Here is a 14718-nt window from a genome sequence, read left to right on the forward strand (position 1 = left end):
GTGACCTGGTTCGGTACAGGGGGCATCCACTGGCTGGATGAGCAGCAGCAGACAGAGTTGTACAAAGACGCTGTCACGATGGTCCAGGCAGGACTTTCCGTGGTGCGTCTCTTCGTTCCGGCAGCGAATCTGATGGAGCAGCGGCTCCCAGCGACGATCGACCAGGTCCGTGCTGCTGTCGATGCCGCCCAAGCTGCGGGCTTATCCGTCATCATCTCGGCTCCGACATTCTGGATGAACGGTATGGTGCTTCCGCCCGCTGATCCTTCTGGGGTAGCAGTGTTCGAAAATGAGGCTTCGCTAGAACAAGCTGAGGCCATGCTGCGGGGGTTGGCCGCTGGCCTACGCGACTGCAGCCAGGCTCTTATCTACGACCTTGGGGACGAGATCTTTCACGCCCGCCGCTCGACAAACCTCCCCGTAGCGGCCGTGCGTCGATGGTTCAAGCGTATGACGTCGGCCGTCCGGTCGCAGGATTCTGGTGCGGTGGTCATGCAGTGCCATGACGCAGGTTGGGGCACCAACGCGGGCCGGCGCTGGCTGTTGGCTGCGAACCCCGTGGACCTCATCGGGGTCCACGCCTTCCCGCTGTGGTCCCCGGTGCGTCTCGAGTCGCACGCGGATCGGCGGGCGACAATGCTGCTTCCTTTCCTCGTGGCAGTCGTGGCGGCCTGGCAGCGGGTGGTCGTCGATGAACTCACGTGCTACGGCGCGGGTGAGCCCGAGACGTTGAGATATGCGCGCGCCGTCATACCGGCCTGCATGGCGCGCGGCGCCGAGTCGGTATTATGGTGGTGCTACAAGGACATCGAGTCGAGGCGCCCGCCTTATACTGGCCGTCCCTCTGAGACCGACCGAGGACTCGTGCGCCGTGACGGTACCCCTCGGACGGTATTCGAGACGATCCGCGAACTAGCTGCGGGGGAATTAATCGCCCCGCGTCGGGCGACTGCGGCACTAGTGCTGTCCGAGCCCAGTGACGAGCGCCGGTCGTACCTATCACCGGGACTGGACCCGCTAGAGGCAGAATTCACCGCCCACGAAGCCCTGACTACTGCGCACATTGTGCACGACGTGTGCCGTCTCAATCAGGTAGATGGCTACGACTTCCTCGTCTGTCCAGGCATGACCGACGTATCGTTCGAGACCCAGGATATCCTCATGCGGCATGTTCGCGACGGCGGTGATCTCCTCGTGTCGTTGGGGGGCAGTGCAGGCGAGATACCGGAAGAACTGCTGGATGGGTTGCGATGCGTGGACTTCCGGCGAGACCTCTCCGGTGTGTTCCAGATAGGCAAAGATGTCGCTGGTGAGGTATCCGTTCCGGAGCTCGCCGTCCTCGAAGGGGACGGGTGGTCTTCGATCGCTCATGTCGACAATATCCCGGCCATGTGGTATCGCACTGTGGGAAATGGCCATATCGTTGTCATCCCATGGTGGCCTGAGGCGACAGTGGGCACTAGTACCCTCCGTGTGCTGTATGACGTTGCCCTCGCGCGTATGGGGCAGCGCAGTACCTGGAACCTTCCCGATGATGTGGAGGTGCTCGCTGTGAGCCTAAATGGGAGACCAGCACATCTACTGATCAACCATGACGACACCCGGGCTCATGAGTTGCCCGGCGTGGAGGTCCCGGCGTTGGGACCGCGGTACACGTTCGTCCTGGAGGCCGACGCATGAGTAACCCTGTTGTGACCGACGCACACCTCCATCTCGGAGACCGCTCGAGCGGCTTCGAAGAGCGGATGTGGCTCGACCTGTGCTGCGGGGCAGGGGACCGGGTCAACGCTCCGAACGACCCCGGCTCGATCGTTGCCGAAATGAACCGAACAGGGGTGCACCGTGCGTGTTTGCTCGCCTTCGACACGCGTCCCAGAACTGGGACGGTCGTGACTAATGAGTCGGTGCTCGCCGCCACGGAAGCGTACCCCACCCGATTCGTTCCCTATTTGTCCGCGCCTGCCGAGCCCGAGGGAGTTGCAGAGTGTGTAAGACTTATACGATGCCGTCCAGAAGTAGGCGGCGTGAAGCTCGCACCGGCCTACGCGGGTGTTTCACCGGCGGACCCGGTCTGGGACCCGATCTATGAACTCTGCGCCCGGCGGAGGATCCCTGCACTCGTACACCTGGGATTCACCCCTTCCACCGAGGCGTCCCCTCGCTTCGTCGCTCCGATGCTGCTAGAGGAGGCAGTGGCGAGATGGCCAGGCACGTTGTTCCAGGTGGCCCATGTCGGCAACCCTTGGACCTCGGTCACCATCGACCTGATGGCGCGGCACGAGAACGTGTGGGCTGACCTGTCGATCTTCCTTGCGTTCCGTTCCGTTCCCGAAATCTCGTCAGTCATCAAAGCGGCTCTCGACCGCGAAGTGGCGGACCGGCTCTTGTTCGGCAGCGATTGGCCCTTCGGACCGATCACCGAGTCACTCGACCATCTTCACCAGGCGCTTGATGAGCTCGGCACTGCGGTCACCGAAGACGTCCGGGTCGGATTGCTTGGCGATAATATCTTCCGCCTGCTCAACCAGAAAGGTTCATGATGCACGCTCTTCGCATGGCTGGTCCCCGGCAGCTGGTCGTCGATCACGCCGCCCCCAGCCCGACTCCTGGCCCGCAGGACGCCGTAGTACGGGTATGGTACTCGTCCCTGTGCGGCACAGACTTGCATGCGCTGCGCGACGAGCTCCCAGGCTTCCGCTGGGGCGGGATCAGCGGGCATGAGGCCGTAGGTGAGGTGGTGGCTGTCGGGGCAGAGGTCAAGCGGCGCCATCCGGGTGACGTTGTTGTGGTCTCAGACGTGGTCGCCTGTGGGCAATGCAGGGCCTGTGAACGCGGCTACCACTATCAGTGTGACCGGGTAGGTCTGTTCGGCTACGGTACTGTGGTCGGAGACATAGCGTACGACGGAACTCACGCGGAGTTTATGCGCGTCCCGTTTGCAGACACGGTGCTGGTGCCACTGCCAGAGGGCATCGACCCACGAGTTGGGCTGCTGGCCGCGGATGCCCTTTCCACGGCATACCAGGCAGTAAAGGCTGCAGGGGTCGTTGAAGGTCACTCGTGCGCAGTTGTAGGAGCTGGGCCAGTCGGCCTGCTTTCCGCTTCCGTCGCTCGCGCGCTCGGGGCCGCTCGGGTTGTCGTCATTGATCCGATCCTCCGCCGTCGAGAGGTTGCCGCCCGTGAGGTGGCCGATGTGGCCTGGCACCCGGATGAGGCCGCAGACAATGGTGAAGTGTTCGACGCGTGCATTGAGGCTGTTGGCTCCAACGCCGCCCTACTCCAGTGTTGCCTGCTGGTCGGCCCGCATAGCGTCGTCAGCGTGGTCGGCTCGAACCCAAGCGAGGCGTCGCCCGTTCCGGCGACTCGCCTCTTCGCTCAGGAAGCTACGCTGCGCTGGGTGGTGGGTAACCCCATCCTTGCGGCGGGGCGGGCGTTGCGCCTAATGGCTCAGACCGCCACGGCTCCGACGTTTGTCTTCGACTCGTCTTGCGAGCTCGTCCGGACACCACAGTTGCTCCCGGCTTTCGATGCGGGTGAACTCGTGAAGATACTCATACACAATGCCCCCGATGGAGGACGTCAATGATCACGGTGCTGGACCCCGGGCTGGGTGAGGTCGTGGGTGAGGTCGTGGAGACCCGCCCAGAGCAGCTGGCTGCTGTCGTAGACACGGCCCAGTCGGCGAGCCGCGAATGGTTGACGGTAGGAGTGGAGGAGCGTCGGACAATACTGCGTGAAATGACGCGGATATTGCGGCCGCACGCTGAATCACTCGCCACCACGTTAACCCGTGAACAGGGTAAGCCACTGGCCGAGGCTCGCGCGGAGATTGCAATCTCGACCGGGTGGTTCGAGTCGCTGGCCAGCGTATCGATTGAGTCCGACAGTGGTCGAGAGCTTCCCCATCTCAAAGCTGAGGTGGCCCGTCGCCCAGTTGGGGTGGTTGGGTGCATCTCACCTGCCAACTTTCCGGTGACGTTGAGTGTCGTGAAGCTCGCTGCTTCGCTCCTCGCGGGCAATGCAGCCGTCGTGAAGCCCGCTCCGGAGACCCCGCTCGCCATTTCAAAGCTCATCAACCTTATTAGTCCGTTGGTGCCGGAGGGACTGGTATCTGTGGTTCACGGCAGCGGCGACCTTGGCGTAGCCATGGTCGAGTGCCGGGGCATTGATCGGATCTCCTACACCGGCAGCACAATGGCTGGTCGTGACGTCGCGGTGCGAGCCGCGCAGCGCCTGATGCCGGTTACTCTCGAGCTCGGCGGCAATGATGCGGCTATCCTCATGCCAGGAATCTCGGACGAGGCCGTGGAACGGGTGGCGCGCGCTGCGCTGGTCAACGCCGGTCAGTTCTGCTGCGCTGTGAAACGGGTCTATGTCAGCGAGTGCGACGAGCAGCGGGTGGCTGACGGCATACAGGCGTATCTCGACACGCTCTCGATGGGACATGGCCTGGACGCTAACACTACATTGGGTCCGCTGACCAAGGCGGGCCAGGTGCGGACCCTCAACGAGCTACTGACAGATAGCGAGTTACGGGCAGCTCGTCTCAGCAAAGCGGTGCAAGTGCCCGATCAGGGGAATTTCTTTGCTCCACGCGTCGTGCAGAAATTACCCGATGGAAGCCCGCTTGAGCTTCAGGAACAATTCGGGCCCGTCATACCTGTGATGACCTACCGCACCGTCGACGAGGCAGTTGCTCGCGCCAATTCGACCGACTTCGGGCTGGGAGGATCCGTATGGGGCGAGGGAGCGCCGCAGATCGCTGATCGTCTCAACTGCGGAATCCGGTGGATTGACTCCCACGGCCTGCTCGGGCACACGGTGCCGTTTGCCGGACGCAAGAACTCGGGAATCGGAGTCGAGTACGACACGGCAGGCATCGAGGAGTTCCGGCAGTTTCACGTCACGGTGAGGTCTCGATGACCTCCCGCGCGCTCAGTCCATTGGAGACGGAGGTCGTCGCGCGCTGGGGCACACCAGCATACCTCTACGACCTTGACGAGGTGCACCGTAGCTGCGCGCGATTGCGGGCAGCCCTGCCTGATGGCTCACGCGCCTACTACTCCCTCAAGGCGAACCCGCATCCCGATGTCGTCAGTGCCGTGGCCGACGCTGGCATGGACCTGGAGGTCTCGTCGCTGGGGGAATTGGCCGTTGCCGTTCGGTGCGAAGTGCCCGGGCGTGAGATTATTTACACCGGTCCTGGCAAGGACCGTCGCGAACTTAAAGCGGCGCTGCGTATAGGGGTACAAACCTTCTCGGTGGAGTCGGCGTGTCAACTTGTAGACCTGGTGGACGCGGCGGCCAAGTACAGCGTGGGTCCGCGCATCCTGCTGAGAATCCACCTCATGGATGGGGCCTCCGGCGGGCTTCACATGTCAGGAGCTCCGAGTCAGTTCGGCATGTCCATCGGCGAGGCTGAACGTCTATTGGCGAACAGCGGTCTGGCGGAGCAGGTCGGGGGCGTGCACTTCTTTCCATTGAGCAATGCACGTGACGCCGATGAGCTGATCTACAGCATGCGTTTGTCTATCGCAGCTGCTGCCAGACTCCAGGTCTGTGCTGGCCGACCGTTTGAGGAAATCGACCTGGGTGGAGGGTTCCCGGCACCCTTTGCGGAGACGGAGGAGGCTCACCTCTTGCCGGGCGTCTCGGAGGCGGTTACAGCCCAGCTCGACAGGTACGGGCTACCCGCAGGTGCCGTGTCGTTCGAGTCAGGGCGCTATGTTGCGGCCACCTGCGGTACCTTGCTGGCACGAGTCGTTGATGAGAAGGTCTCGGGAGGCAATCGCTTTGTTATCCTCGACACTGGCATCCATCACCTTGCTGGCCTGGCGGCAACTCGGCGCATGTTTCCGCGCGACGTCGCCATCCGCGCTTCGCATGAGATGCAGCTTGGTGCAGCTCGACAGTTCCTGGTGGGACCCTTGTGCACACCGGTCGACGTGCTCTCCAAACGGCGAGACCTCAGGGATCTCGCTGTTGGCGACGTCATTGCGGTGGATAACGTCGGCGCTTACGGTTTGACCGCGAGCCCGCTCGGGTTCCTCTCGCGTCCAACACCAGCAGAGGTCGTGACGTCGGGAGGCGAGATTGTGTCGGCGACCCACATCTCTTTGGTCCGGGAGCCACTGCTCGATGCCTAGGGCGCTTTCGTTACTAGAGGTCGCGTACGCCGTGCCTACGCGCATGCCAACGGCCCAAGAGCGCGTGCACGAGCTTGGGATTGCATCCGCCGAGCGGATGATGACGTCGCACTTCTTCGGTCTGGATCGCGTTCCGTTGCTGCAACAAGAGACGTATGGTGGTCTCGTCTCCGAAGCGTGCCGCGGTCTGGAGCGGCTGCCAGCACTGGCAGATACCGTAACCCACGTCGTTGCGGCCCGAACCAATCCGGTGATCCACTGGCAGGAGAGTCAGGAACTGCACGAGGCCTGTGCCGAGCTCGGTCTGATCGGGGCGACTGTACTCAGCACGACGCAGCTGGCCTGCGCATCGGGACTGGGAGCGCTGTCTGTGGCCAATGCCCTACTGCCGGACGTGGAAGATGGTGCGACGTGTTTAGTCGTAGCGGGGGAACCCATCCCCAACATTGGTTTCGCCTATATACCAGGAACGACGCTGATGAGCGAAGCGGTGAGCGTTGCATTGGTGCGCCGCTGTTCGTCCGGTGCACGCATCGTGGACGATATTACCAGTGTGTGCGGGCAGTTTTTCGACGCAGAGCTGCCCGGTGGTCAGCTGTTGGCATTCCAGCAACGCTATCCCGTCGCAGTTACCGAAGTCGTCCAACGTCTTGCCGAGCGTAATGATATCACGCTGGACGACGTCGAGATTTTCCTCCCGATGAACGTCAACACGTTGTCGTGGCGCCGGCTGGCAGCGCAGTGGGACGTTCCCGCCGAGCGTTTCTGGCTCGACAACGTGGCGCGCCTGGCCCATGCATATGGGGCTGACGTCTTTATCAACTACGCCGACGCACTGGCTGCCGGGCGGATCCGGGCCGGTGACTACGCTGTCGGGATCGCTACCGGACTTGGGGCAACCTTCAGTGCTGTTCTGCTGCAGCAGCAGGATTGAGTACTGGTGTGCCCGCAGGCGTGGTGCTCCACGGTGACGGTGGTAATACAAGGGTCATTGGATCGTGCTCAGGCATCCGCACGACCCGGGGCTGCAGATCAGCGCACATGATGTCCAGGTGCTCGATCATCCGGACGACGACATCCAACTCGCGGGATCGCAACGTAGTGAGTTCGTCAGCGATGCGGTGCCCCCACTTGGGACTGCGGGCGAACGCCAGGAGCGATCGACTCCGAGTAGCATTGACACCCGACTCCAGCGCGGTCAGGTCATTGAGAATGCCATCCCAGGCCAGTTCCGGGGCAAGCCGCGCCAAACGTATGCCGCGCTGGTGCATGAGTTCGACGTGTTCCCGGAGCACCTGTAGGTGGCGAGGATCCTGTGGCGCCCTGCCGTCGGCGTAAGCGCGGAAGTATCCAGCGATCTCGTCATATCCTCCGATACCATACACCCGTATCCACGGCTCCATCGTCATACGGTAGTGCTCGGAAGTGTTCAGGCCCTGGGCGAACTCGGTCAAAGTCTGACGGATGAGCTCCAGATCGAGATCGTATGTCGCGTTGCCCTTGAGATGGTAGAGGACCAGGTCACGCGAACCGCCGTCCAATTCCCACCCGTGAGTGATCGCGGTCTTGAGCGCAGGTCCGTCAATTAGCGTGCGGTCAAATACCCCCCCCGCTCGTCGAACCCCGCCACCTCGAACTGAGACCCATCTGGGGTCGAGCCCACGACCAGCATGTCGTGGACGAAGTGCATGCGCTGGTAGTTGGGCCGTCGGGGGACGTAGAACTCGTCAGCACTGAGGTAGACGTAGTAGCCACTTTGCACCTGCTCCGCGATGAATCCAGTAGGTGATGTTACCAACTCACGGACCCAGTCCCACGTCATCGAGTGACTCGTTAGGAAGGGGTTATCGCGGTAGTCGTATAGGAAGTGACAGAAAGGTACTGGGGCCATGTGATCCGGGTTGAAGCACGTCTGGATGAAGTTGCTCAAGACCCAGTCTTGCGACTCGGGGCGCGTTTCGATAATCGCCAAAGGAAACGCATAAAACTGGTATGCCGATGCTGACGGCGGCACAACGAGCGGATGGCGTATCATGGTATCTGCGGTGATGCGCTTGTCTGTGTCTGTGTCTGTGGAGGTCTTCATGGTTCTCCCGTCCTGCTGGCCCTATGCGTTTTGAGTACGGCGAGCGGTCGTCGACGGTCAAGTCTTTTGTGACCAGTTTCAGTGTTGGTGTCTGTTTCGGGTGACTGGACAGACGATCATCGTGACCTTCTGGGTTAGTTAGATTGTGTCGCTGTCGTCGGTTGAAAGCAAGTCGATTCCGGTCGGCTCGTCTCAGCCCGTCCTGACGGGCCTGACGAATGGATGGTCCGCGTACCTGGTTGTACTGATCGTGAGGGTTGGTTGAGGGTGCCCCAGGGGGTCGGCAGTTGGTGGGTGAGGGCGGCTGAGTTGGTTTGGCGGGGATGGTGTGTCGCTGGGACAGAGGCGCAGGTCCCGTAGGGACGATAAGTGGTGTCTAGTTGCACTGATCGGGGAGGTTGGTTAGGCGGGTGATGGGTGGGTGGCCTTGGGTGGCGGTGTGGGGTCGGTGGTGATTGTAGAGGTGCAGCCATGCGGGTAGGGCCTGGCGGCGTTGGGTCTCGGAGTCGTAGTGGCGGGCCTAGGCCCAACCATCGGCCAGGGTGCGGTGGAAGCGCTCGATCTTGCCGTTGGTCTGGGATCGGTAGGGGCGGGTGCGCTTGGCCTTAACGCCCAGCTGCCGGCAGGCGGCTTGCCAGGCGTGTGAGCGGCAGGGGGTCGGCAAAGTCGGTGGGTGAGGGTGTCTGAGTTGGTTTGACGGGGGTGGTGTGTCGCTAGGACGGGGGCGCGGGCCCCCGTGAGCCTGTTCAGTGGTTTGTGTAAGCCCTTGTGGAAGGACTGGCACTGATTGAATCGTCCCGGGTTTGTTGGAGGCAGTGATGACACGGAAGGATCACTGTCATGGGACTTAAGGAAGTATCCCGATGAGCTGCGCGAGCGGGCCACGAGGACGGGCGTTGGAGGCACTGGCTGCCCCAGCACGGGCCAAGGGCGCGATCCGTCGGATCGGCGAGGAGCTGGGTGTCCACCCCGAGGTTCTGCGCTCCTGGGTCAAGAAGGCCCAGGTCGATGGTGGTCTGAGGCCGGGAACCACCACCGACGAGGCACAGCGGATCAAGGAGCTAGAGAAAGAAGTCCGAGAGCTGCGAAGAGCCAACGCGATCCTGAAGAGCGCGTCAGCTTGTCTATCGCGGCGGAGTGTGAGCGCCCATCCCGTTGATCTGCCAGTACATCGAGGCCAAGAAGGAGGAGTTCGGGGCCTGGCCGATCTGCGCCACGCTCAGCGAGGCTGGTGTGCAGATCGCCCCGAGCACCTGACTCACGCTCGCCGTAGCCGTCCTCCATCAGCCAGGTCGTTGCGCGACGAGGCCCTCAAGGCGGAGATATCCAGGGTCCACAAGAACCAGCTACTCGGTGCTGGGGGCCCGCAAGATGCACGTGATGCGGGGCCGACCCGAGATTGCTGAGCGTCACGGTGCCGGTCACGTGGCCCGGTGCACCGTCGAACGCCTCATGGCAGACCTGGGCCTGCGCGGCGTCCGCCGCGCCAAGTCGCCCAGGACGACCCGCTCGGCCCCCTCCGGACCGGTGTCCGGCCGACCTGGTCAGGCGCCACTTCGAGGCCTTCGCCCCGGGTGGGCTGTGGGTCGCCGACATTCCCCCGCAAGCGGGAGGTGCCCCCTCCTATGTACGCACCTTCTCCGGGTGGGTCTATGTGGCTTTCGTGACCGACGTGTACTCCCGGAGGATCATCGGCTGGCAGACCACCTACCGGCCAGTGTGCACCGACCTGGCCGCCGGCGCCCTTCAGATGGCCGTCTGGCAACGAAAGCGAACCGGGGCCGACCTGACGGGCCTGGTGCATCACTTGCGACCGCGGCGCGTAAGTACCGAGCCATCCGCTATGGGTAGGCCCTATCAGAGTGTAATGCCGTCGCCTCGGTGGGTTCCAAGGGGGACTCCTTTCGGCTTTACTCTGGCCGAGGCGCTCAACTCCTTATGCAAGGCCGAGCTCATCCGTAACCAGGGACCTTGGGAGGACATCGACGCCGCCCGTGCTCGCCACCGCCGAGTGGGTCCACTGGTACGGGCACCATCCGGCCACACTCCGCCATCGGCATGCGCACCCCCGCCGAGCACGAAGCCGCCTGGGCCCCCGACACCCACCACGACCACCACCGCCAGGAACAACCACAACCAACTAAACCAGCCTCCACAAAACCCGAGGCTTGACAAAGATCCAGGATCACTTCGCCAAGGTCGGCCTCTTGTAACGATTAGTCACGATCCCTTGGTCTGTAGAGGCGAGGTTCTCGATGAACTCCACGGGCGTCCTCAGGATCACCGTGAACGACAGCATCGTCGGACCATCTCTCCTGCACATGAGGCGATCCGACGACGTCGTCTTGAGCAGATCCGAGGAGGACGACGTGGGACGGCAGCCGACCACGGAGGACGTAGCCCGAAAGTGCGGTGTGTCGCGGGCCCTGGTGTCCATCGTCTTCCGGCAGGCACCGGGGACCTCCGAGGAGACTCGGGCCAAGGTCTTCGCGGCGGCGGAGAGAATCGGCTACCGGCACAACCTTATCGCCGCTCGCTGTCGCCTCCAGCACCGCCCGGACCTTCGGCGTCTTCATTCGACATGCGCAACGAGCTGACCGCCAACGTCTATGACGGCATCCAGACCGAGGCCGACGCCCGCAGTATCGGGCTGGTCACCGACGTCTCTGACCCCAGCGGCCTACGGAACGAGCGCACGATGCGCGAGCTCCGCGCTGCCAGGGGCGATGCCGTATTCCTCGTCCCCACCGCTCTTCCCGGTGAGGAGCTGCGAGCCTTGAATGGCTCGGTGCCCACAATCTCCCTCACCCGGCGGATCGACGGTCTGGACTCCATCGTCGGCGATGATCGAACGGGTGGAAAGCTGCTCACCGAACACCTCATGACCGTCATACTCGGCCCCACGTGGAGTCCTTTGGACCGTGTTCTCGGCTATGAGGAGGCAGGTCCTGGTCCCCGATCGCCACGGGTTACACGGCCGACAAGGTGAAGCGAGCCACCCGCGATCTGCTGTCCCGTAACGACGCGCACAGGCCGGCCGCCGCGATCATGGCGCACAACGACATCGCCGCTTACACGGTTCTCGACGTCGCGGACTCTCTCGGGCTGGCCGTTCCCGACGACATCGCCGTCACTGGGTATGACAACCTGTGCACCTCCGCCTCCAACCGTATGGACCTCACGAGTGCGGACCAGCACGCCGGGGAGCTCGGTCGACTCGGCGTGAGGACGGCCTGCAAACGGCTGGACGAGCCCAGCGGCGAGCCAATGCTCAGCGTGCTGGAGCCCGACCTCGTGGTCCGAGGGTCGTCCGAGCCTCGCTCCGTCCCCGCGCACGGCGGGGCACGTGAGACCATTGCAGACTTATAACCGGCCCAGGACGCAGGCGAATCCGCGATTGCCCGCGGCCCACTCCTCATCATTGGGACCAAGCGTGTTGATCGAGTAGCTGGTGGACAGGTCGAGTCCGTAGCGCTCCGCGTACTCGCTGGTGCAGGCGGCATTGACCTGAGGATCATCCGTCATGGCCTCGGAGGCGCTGGAGGCCGTCGTGGCCGGGTCGAAGGTGCCGCCGGCGAAGACGATCCAGTCGGCCTGGGAGCAGTCCACCTGACTGACGCTCGTGCCGCCCACGACCGAGGTCGACCGGCTCAGGCAGGTCCCCAGAGGCCATGGCATCTCGTCGGAGTAGGGAATGCCCTGAGCATTGACCTGCGCGGGAGTCGGAGCGGGTGTGGGAGACGGCGAGGCCTTCTCGGGACTGCGGGCATCTGGCTGAGCCGTGGCCGTGGCTTCGGCGCCGGCCCCCCGTTTCTCAAGGCTCTTGGCACTCGGGACGGTTGAGGCCGAGGCCCGCTGGGCGGTCCGGTTCGCCGAGGACGCCGACGGAACCAGGTTCGTACTCGCAAGCACGACGGCAGAGATGATGACGCCTGCTGTCACGCCGAGCGCCAGGAGCGCGAAGGCCCTGCCCGAGCGTCTTGCGTCGGAGGCCGGTACTGAGGCGGAGGCTGGATGGGGCGTCCGTATCACTGCGGGAGGGATGGCGATCGCCGAGCGCGGGATATCGCCGACTCGGGCCAGCGCCTCGGTGAGCTCGTTGCCGTCGCGGTAGCGCTGCGCCGGGTCGGGGTGAAGCGCCCGGTCGAGGAGTGGGCGCAATGCCTCGGGGATACGCAGATCCGAGGTGTCCGCGGGCACGGATAGGCGGTTGATGATCTTTGGCAGACTCAGCGCCCCGCCGTCGGCGGCGCGACGAGGACCGCGACCGGTCAGGAGCGTGAACAGGACAGCCCCCATCGACCATACGTCGCCGCTGGGTGTGGGGTCCGCCAGGGTGAAGGCCTCCGGTGGAGCGAAGTCCGGCGTCATCGTATCCAGGGTGACGGAGGACTGGATGCCCTCGCGCTGGATGGCTGCGAGTCCGAAGTCGCTCAGGCGCGGGCTTCCGTAGGCGTCGATGAGGATGTTTCCGGGCTTGATGTCACGGTGCAGGACCCCGGCCTCGTGAGCGGCCCCCAGAGCGGAGGAGACTGCTGTGACGATGCTGACGGCCTGGGCCGCGCTGAGCTCCTCACGCTCCAGGACCTGGGCCAAGGAGCCTCCGTCGCAGCGCTCCATGACCAGGTAGGGACGCCCGTCGGGCAGCACTCCGGAGTCGATCAGCGAGACGGCGTTCGGGTGGCCGCTGATCCGGCTGGCGGCCGCCATCTCCCGCATGAAACGTCTGCGGTTGCGCTCGTCGTGCAGCGGCCTGGAGTCGATCTTGACGGCCACCGGACGCTGCAACGAGATCTGCTCCCCGGCGTAGACGGTGGCGAAGCCTCCCTGCCCCAGCGGCTCTCCCAGACGTACACCGGGCACAGTCGGTGCGACGTGCGCAAAGGCGTCGGGAACAGGGAAGGAACTACTCATGGGCTCATGATCGCTGCGAGCGCATTTTGGCGCAAACCTGCGCCGTCCTGGTCCTCAGCCTCCACCCGCTCACTGCCGGATCGAACCGACCAGTCAAGAAAGTACCAGAACCAGGCACACGCACCCATCGTGCGACTCACGAGGCAGCGGCACTCTGGAGCTGTCATTGAGACGCTGCGGAACGGGCCGTAACCAACACGATGGAGTGACTGATGAAGAACCTCTCACCACCCCGGATCCTGGTCCCGGGACTCATCGCTATCGCGATCTTCATGACCGGCGATGGCTTCGAGCTGACCTTCCTGTCCAAGTACCTCGTCTCTCAGGGACTGGCAGCGGCGCAGGCCTCGAGCGTCATCACCGCTTACGGTCTGATGGCCGCTCTGGCGGGATGGGCCTCCGGCGTGCTCGCCGAGACCTTCGGGGTCCGCCGCATCATGCTCATCGGGGCGGGACTGTGGATCTCGGTCCATCTACTTCTTCTCATCGTTGCCATCCCGAGCGGCTCCTACGCGCTCATCCTCATCACCTATGGGGCTCGCGGTCTGGCCTACCCACTGTTCATCTACTCCTTCGTCGTCTACATCACGCAGAAGATCCCCGCCGCCGCCCGGGCTTCGGCCATGGGCTGGTTCTGGACCGCCTACTCAGTCGGCATTGGATGCCTGGGCTCCTGGATCCCTGCACGTACCGTGCCCGTTATCGGCGAGTACCTCACCCTGTGGCTGTCCCTGGCCTGGACCGTTCCCGGTGCCATCATCTGCCTGCTGCTGGTGGCCAGAGGTGAGCCTCGACGAAGCACGCAAGGACTACGTGACACACTCGTCGAGCTCTCCGCAGGTGTCAGCATCCTCGGGCGTAACCGCCAGGTCGTCCTGACCGCCGTCGTTCGCGTCATCTGCAATCTCAGCCTCTACGGATTCCCCGTCATCATGCCGCTCTATCTCACTGACAAGCACTATGGCGACGGTTGGTTCACCATGAGCCAGTGGATGACGATCTGGGGCATCCAGTTCGCCGTCACCGTTTTCGGCAACCTGTTCTGGGGATGGATCGGGGACCGCTTCGGCTGGATGCGACAGATGCGCTGGTACGGCTGCTGGTTCTGCGCTGCCGCCACGCTCGGCTTCTACTACGTACCCCGAGTGCTGGGCGGCAGCGTGGTCGCCCTGGCTGCGGCGGCCGTCCTGCTCGGGATGGGCGTCACCGCCTTCGTGCCGATGGGTGCTGTTCTCCCGGCACTTGCCCCGAAGGAGCAGGGAGCCGCCATCTCGATCAACAATCTCGCCTCCGGGCTGACCACCTTCGCCGGACCGGGTCTGGTCACCCTTCTCATGCCGTTCATCGGCATTGGCGGAGTGTGCTGGACCTACGCAGCGCTCTACCTCTCCGGTTCCCTCATCACCTTCTGGATCCGCCCGCCCCAGCCCGGATTCGACGAGCGCGGTCGTCGCCTGGTGACAACGGAAAGCCACGAGCCGCACGTCGCCCCCACCGCCCCGGCACGAGCTGAGGCCGTTGCCTCATGACGACGCAGACGCCTCTGACCCTCAGCTGACCACCACCTTGTCA

At 63.7% G+C, this 14718-nt stretch carries 13 protein-coding genes and 2 pseudogenes; 11 read left to right on the forward strand and 4 right to left on the reverse strand.

What is annotated here, in order from left to right; genetic code table 11:
- The 6 genes from EL340_RS03510 to EL340_RS03535 are packed head-to-tail and all read left to right on the forward strand — an operon-like array spanning position 1 to position 7080.
- Positions 1-1680: a glycoside hydrolase 5 family protein gene (locus EL340_RS03510; protein WP_164719342.1), complete on the forward strand. Its 1680-nt coding sequence runs from the start codon at positions 1-3 to the stop codon at positions 1678-1680.
- A complete protein-coding gene (locus EL340_RS03515) occupies positions 1677-2540 on the forward strand; it encodes an amidohydrolase family protein (RefSeq protein ID WP_126413447.1) in 864 nt (287 codons plus the stop codon). Before EL340_RS03510 ends, EL340_RS03515 begins: the two co-directional genes overlap by 4 nt.
- 14 nt (positions 2541-2554) lie before the next feature.
- Positions 2555-3586 carry an alcohol dehydrogenase catalytic domain-containing protein gene (locus EL340_RS03520; protein WP_167737979.1) on the forward strand — a complete coding sequence of 344 codons (1032 nt, stop codon included), beginning with the start codon at positions 2555-2557 and terminating at the stop codon, positions 3584-3586.
- Positions 3583-4923, forward strand: coding sequence for an aldehyde dehydrogenase family protein (locus EL340_RS03525; RefSeq protein ID WP_126413451.1), 1341 nt, complete (start codon positions 3583-3585; stop codon positions 4921-4923). The genes EL340_RS03520 and EL340_RS03525 overlap by 4 nt, the downstream gene beginning before the upstream one ends.
- Positions 4920-6146 (forward strand): type III PLP-dependent enzyme domain-containing protein, encoded by a 1227-nt coding sequence (locus EL340_RS03530; RefSeq protein ID WP_126413453.1) that lies wholly within the window; start codon positions 4920-4922, stop codon positions 6144-6146. Before EL340_RS03525 ends, EL340_RS03530 begins: the two co-directional genes overlap by 4 nt.
- 43 nt (positions 6147-6189) lie before the next feature.
- Positions 6190-7080, forward strand: a complete 891-nt coding sequence (locus EL340_RS03535) for a 3-oxoacyl-[acyl-carrier-protein] synthase III C-terminal domain-containing protein (protein WP_164719343.1) — start codon at positions 6190-6192, stop codon at positions 7078-7080.
- Here EL340_RS03535 and EL340_RS03540 read toward each other — a convergent pair.
- The 3 genes and pseudogenes from EL340_RS03540 to EL340_RS03550 all read right to left on the reverse strand — a co-directional run.
- Positions 7049-7687, reverse strand: coding sequence for a hypothetical protein (locus tag EL340_RS03540; RefSeq protein ID WP_126413457.1), 639 nt, complete (start codon positions 7685-7687; stop codon positions 7049-7051). The two genes, EL340_RS03535 and EL340_RS03540, sit on opposite strands and share 32 nt — an antisense overlap.
- A gap of 44 nt (positions 7688-7731) precedes the next feature.
- On the reverse strand, positions 7732-8232 hold the full coding sequence (locus EL340_RS03545) for a hypothetical protein (RefSeq protein WP_126413459.1): 501 nt from the start codon (positions 8230-8232) through the stop codon (positions 7732-7734).
- Between the two features lie 376 nt (positions 8233-8608).
- Positions 8609-8878: pseudogene (locus EL340_RS03550) on the reverse strand (integrase core domain-containing protein); the annotation flags it as partial.
- A gap of 217 nt (positions 8879-9095) precedes the next feature.
- Here EL340_RS03550 and EL340_RS15885 point away from each other — a divergent pair.
- The 4 genes and pseudogenes from EL340_RS15885 to EL340_RS03570 all read left to right on the forward strand — a co-directional run.
- Positions 9096-9357, forward strand: a pseudogene (locus EL340_RS15885) (transposase); the annotation flags it as partial.
- 1196 nt (positions 9358-10553) lie between these two features.
- Positions 10554-10829: a LacI family DNA-binding transcriptional regulator gene (locus EL340_RS15890; RefSeq protein ID WP_126415295.1), complete on the forward strand. Its 276-nt coding sequence runs from the start codon at positions 10554-10556 to the stop codon at positions 10827-10829.
- Positions 10814-11221: a type 1 periplasmic-binding domain-containing protein gene (locus EL340_RS03565; RefSeq protein WP_126413462.1), complete on the forward strand. Its 408-nt coding sequence runs from the start codon at positions 10814-10816 to the stop codon at positions 11219-11221. Before EL340_RS15890 ends, EL340_RS03565 begins: the two co-directional genes overlap by 16 nt.
- Positions 11218-11601, forward strand: coding sequence for a substrate-binding domain-containing protein (locus tag EL340_RS03570; protein WP_164719344.1), 384 nt, complete (start codon positions 11218-11220; stop codon positions 11599-11601). The genes EL340_RS03565 and EL340_RS03570 overlap by 4 nt, the downstream gene beginning before the upstream one ends.
- Here EL340_RS03570 and EL340_RS03575 read toward each other — a convergent pair.
- Positions 11596-13146: a serine/threonine-protein kinase gene (locus tag EL340_RS03575; protein ID WP_126413466.1), complete on the reverse strand. Its 1551-nt coding sequence runs from the start codon at positions 13144-13146 to the stop codon at positions 11596-11598. The two genes, EL340_RS03570 and EL340_RS03575, sit on opposite strands and share 6 nt — an antisense overlap.
- A gap of 212 nt (positions 13147-13358) precedes the next feature.
- Here EL340_RS03575 and EL340_RS03580 point away from each other — a divergent pair, with 212 nt between their 5' ends.
- Positions 13359-14675, forward strand: a complete 1317-nt coding sequence (locus EL340_RS03580; protein WP_197722342.1) for an MFS transporter — start codon at positions 13359-13361, stop codon at positions 14673-14675.
- Positions 14676-14718: the final 43 nt, after the last annotated feature.

The sequence above is a fragment of the Actinomyces viscosus genome (genome assembly GCF_900637975.1).
GTDB lineage: Bacteria > Actinomycetota > Actinomycetes > Actinomycetales > Actinomycetaceae > Actinomyces > Actinomyces viscosus.

Excerpts from the sequence above, each read along its gene's own strand:
- EL340_RS03545 (WP_126413459.1), bottom strand. The coding sequence starts at position 8,232 with ATGAAGACCTCCACAGACACAGACACAGACAAGCGCATCACCGCAGAT.
- EL340_RS03515 (WP_126413447.1), top strand. The coding sequence starts at position 1,677 with ATGAGTAACCCTGTTGTGACCGACGCACACCTCCATCTCGGAGACCGC.
- EL340_RS03575 (WP_126413466.1), bottom strand. The coding sequence starts at position 13,146 with ATGAGTAGTTCCTTCCCTGTTCCCGACGCCTTTGCGCACGTCGCACCG.
- EL340_RS03535 (WP_164719343.1), top strand. The coding sequence starts at position 6,190 with ATGCCAACGGCCCAAGAGCGCGTGCACGAGCTTGGGATTGCATCCGCC.
- EL340_RS03580 (WP_197722342.1), top strand. The coding sequence starts at position 13,359 with ATGAAGAACCTCTCACCACCCCGGATCCTGGTCCCGGGACTCATCGCT.
- EL340_RS03565 (WP_126413462.1), top strand. The coding sequence starts at position 10,814 with ATGCGCAACGAGCTGACCGCCAACGTCTATGACGGCATCCAGACCGAG.
- EL340_RS03520 (WP_167737979.1), top strand. The coding sequence starts at position 2,555 with ATGGCTGGTCCCCGGCAGCTGGTCGTCGATCACGCCGCCCCCAGCCCG.
- EL340_RS15890 (WP_126415295.1), top strand. The coding sequence starts at position 10,554 with ATGAGGCGATCCGACGACGTCGTCTTGAGCAGATCCGAGGAGGACGAC.
- EL340_RS03530 (WP_126413453.1), top strand. The coding sequence starts at position 4,920 with ATGACCTCCCGCGCGCTCAGTCCATTGGAGACGGAGGTCGTCGCGCGC.
- EL340_RS03525 (WP_126413451.1), top strand. The coding sequence starts at position 3,583 with ATGATCACGGTGCTGGACCCCGGGCTGGGTGAGGTCGTGGGTGAGGTC.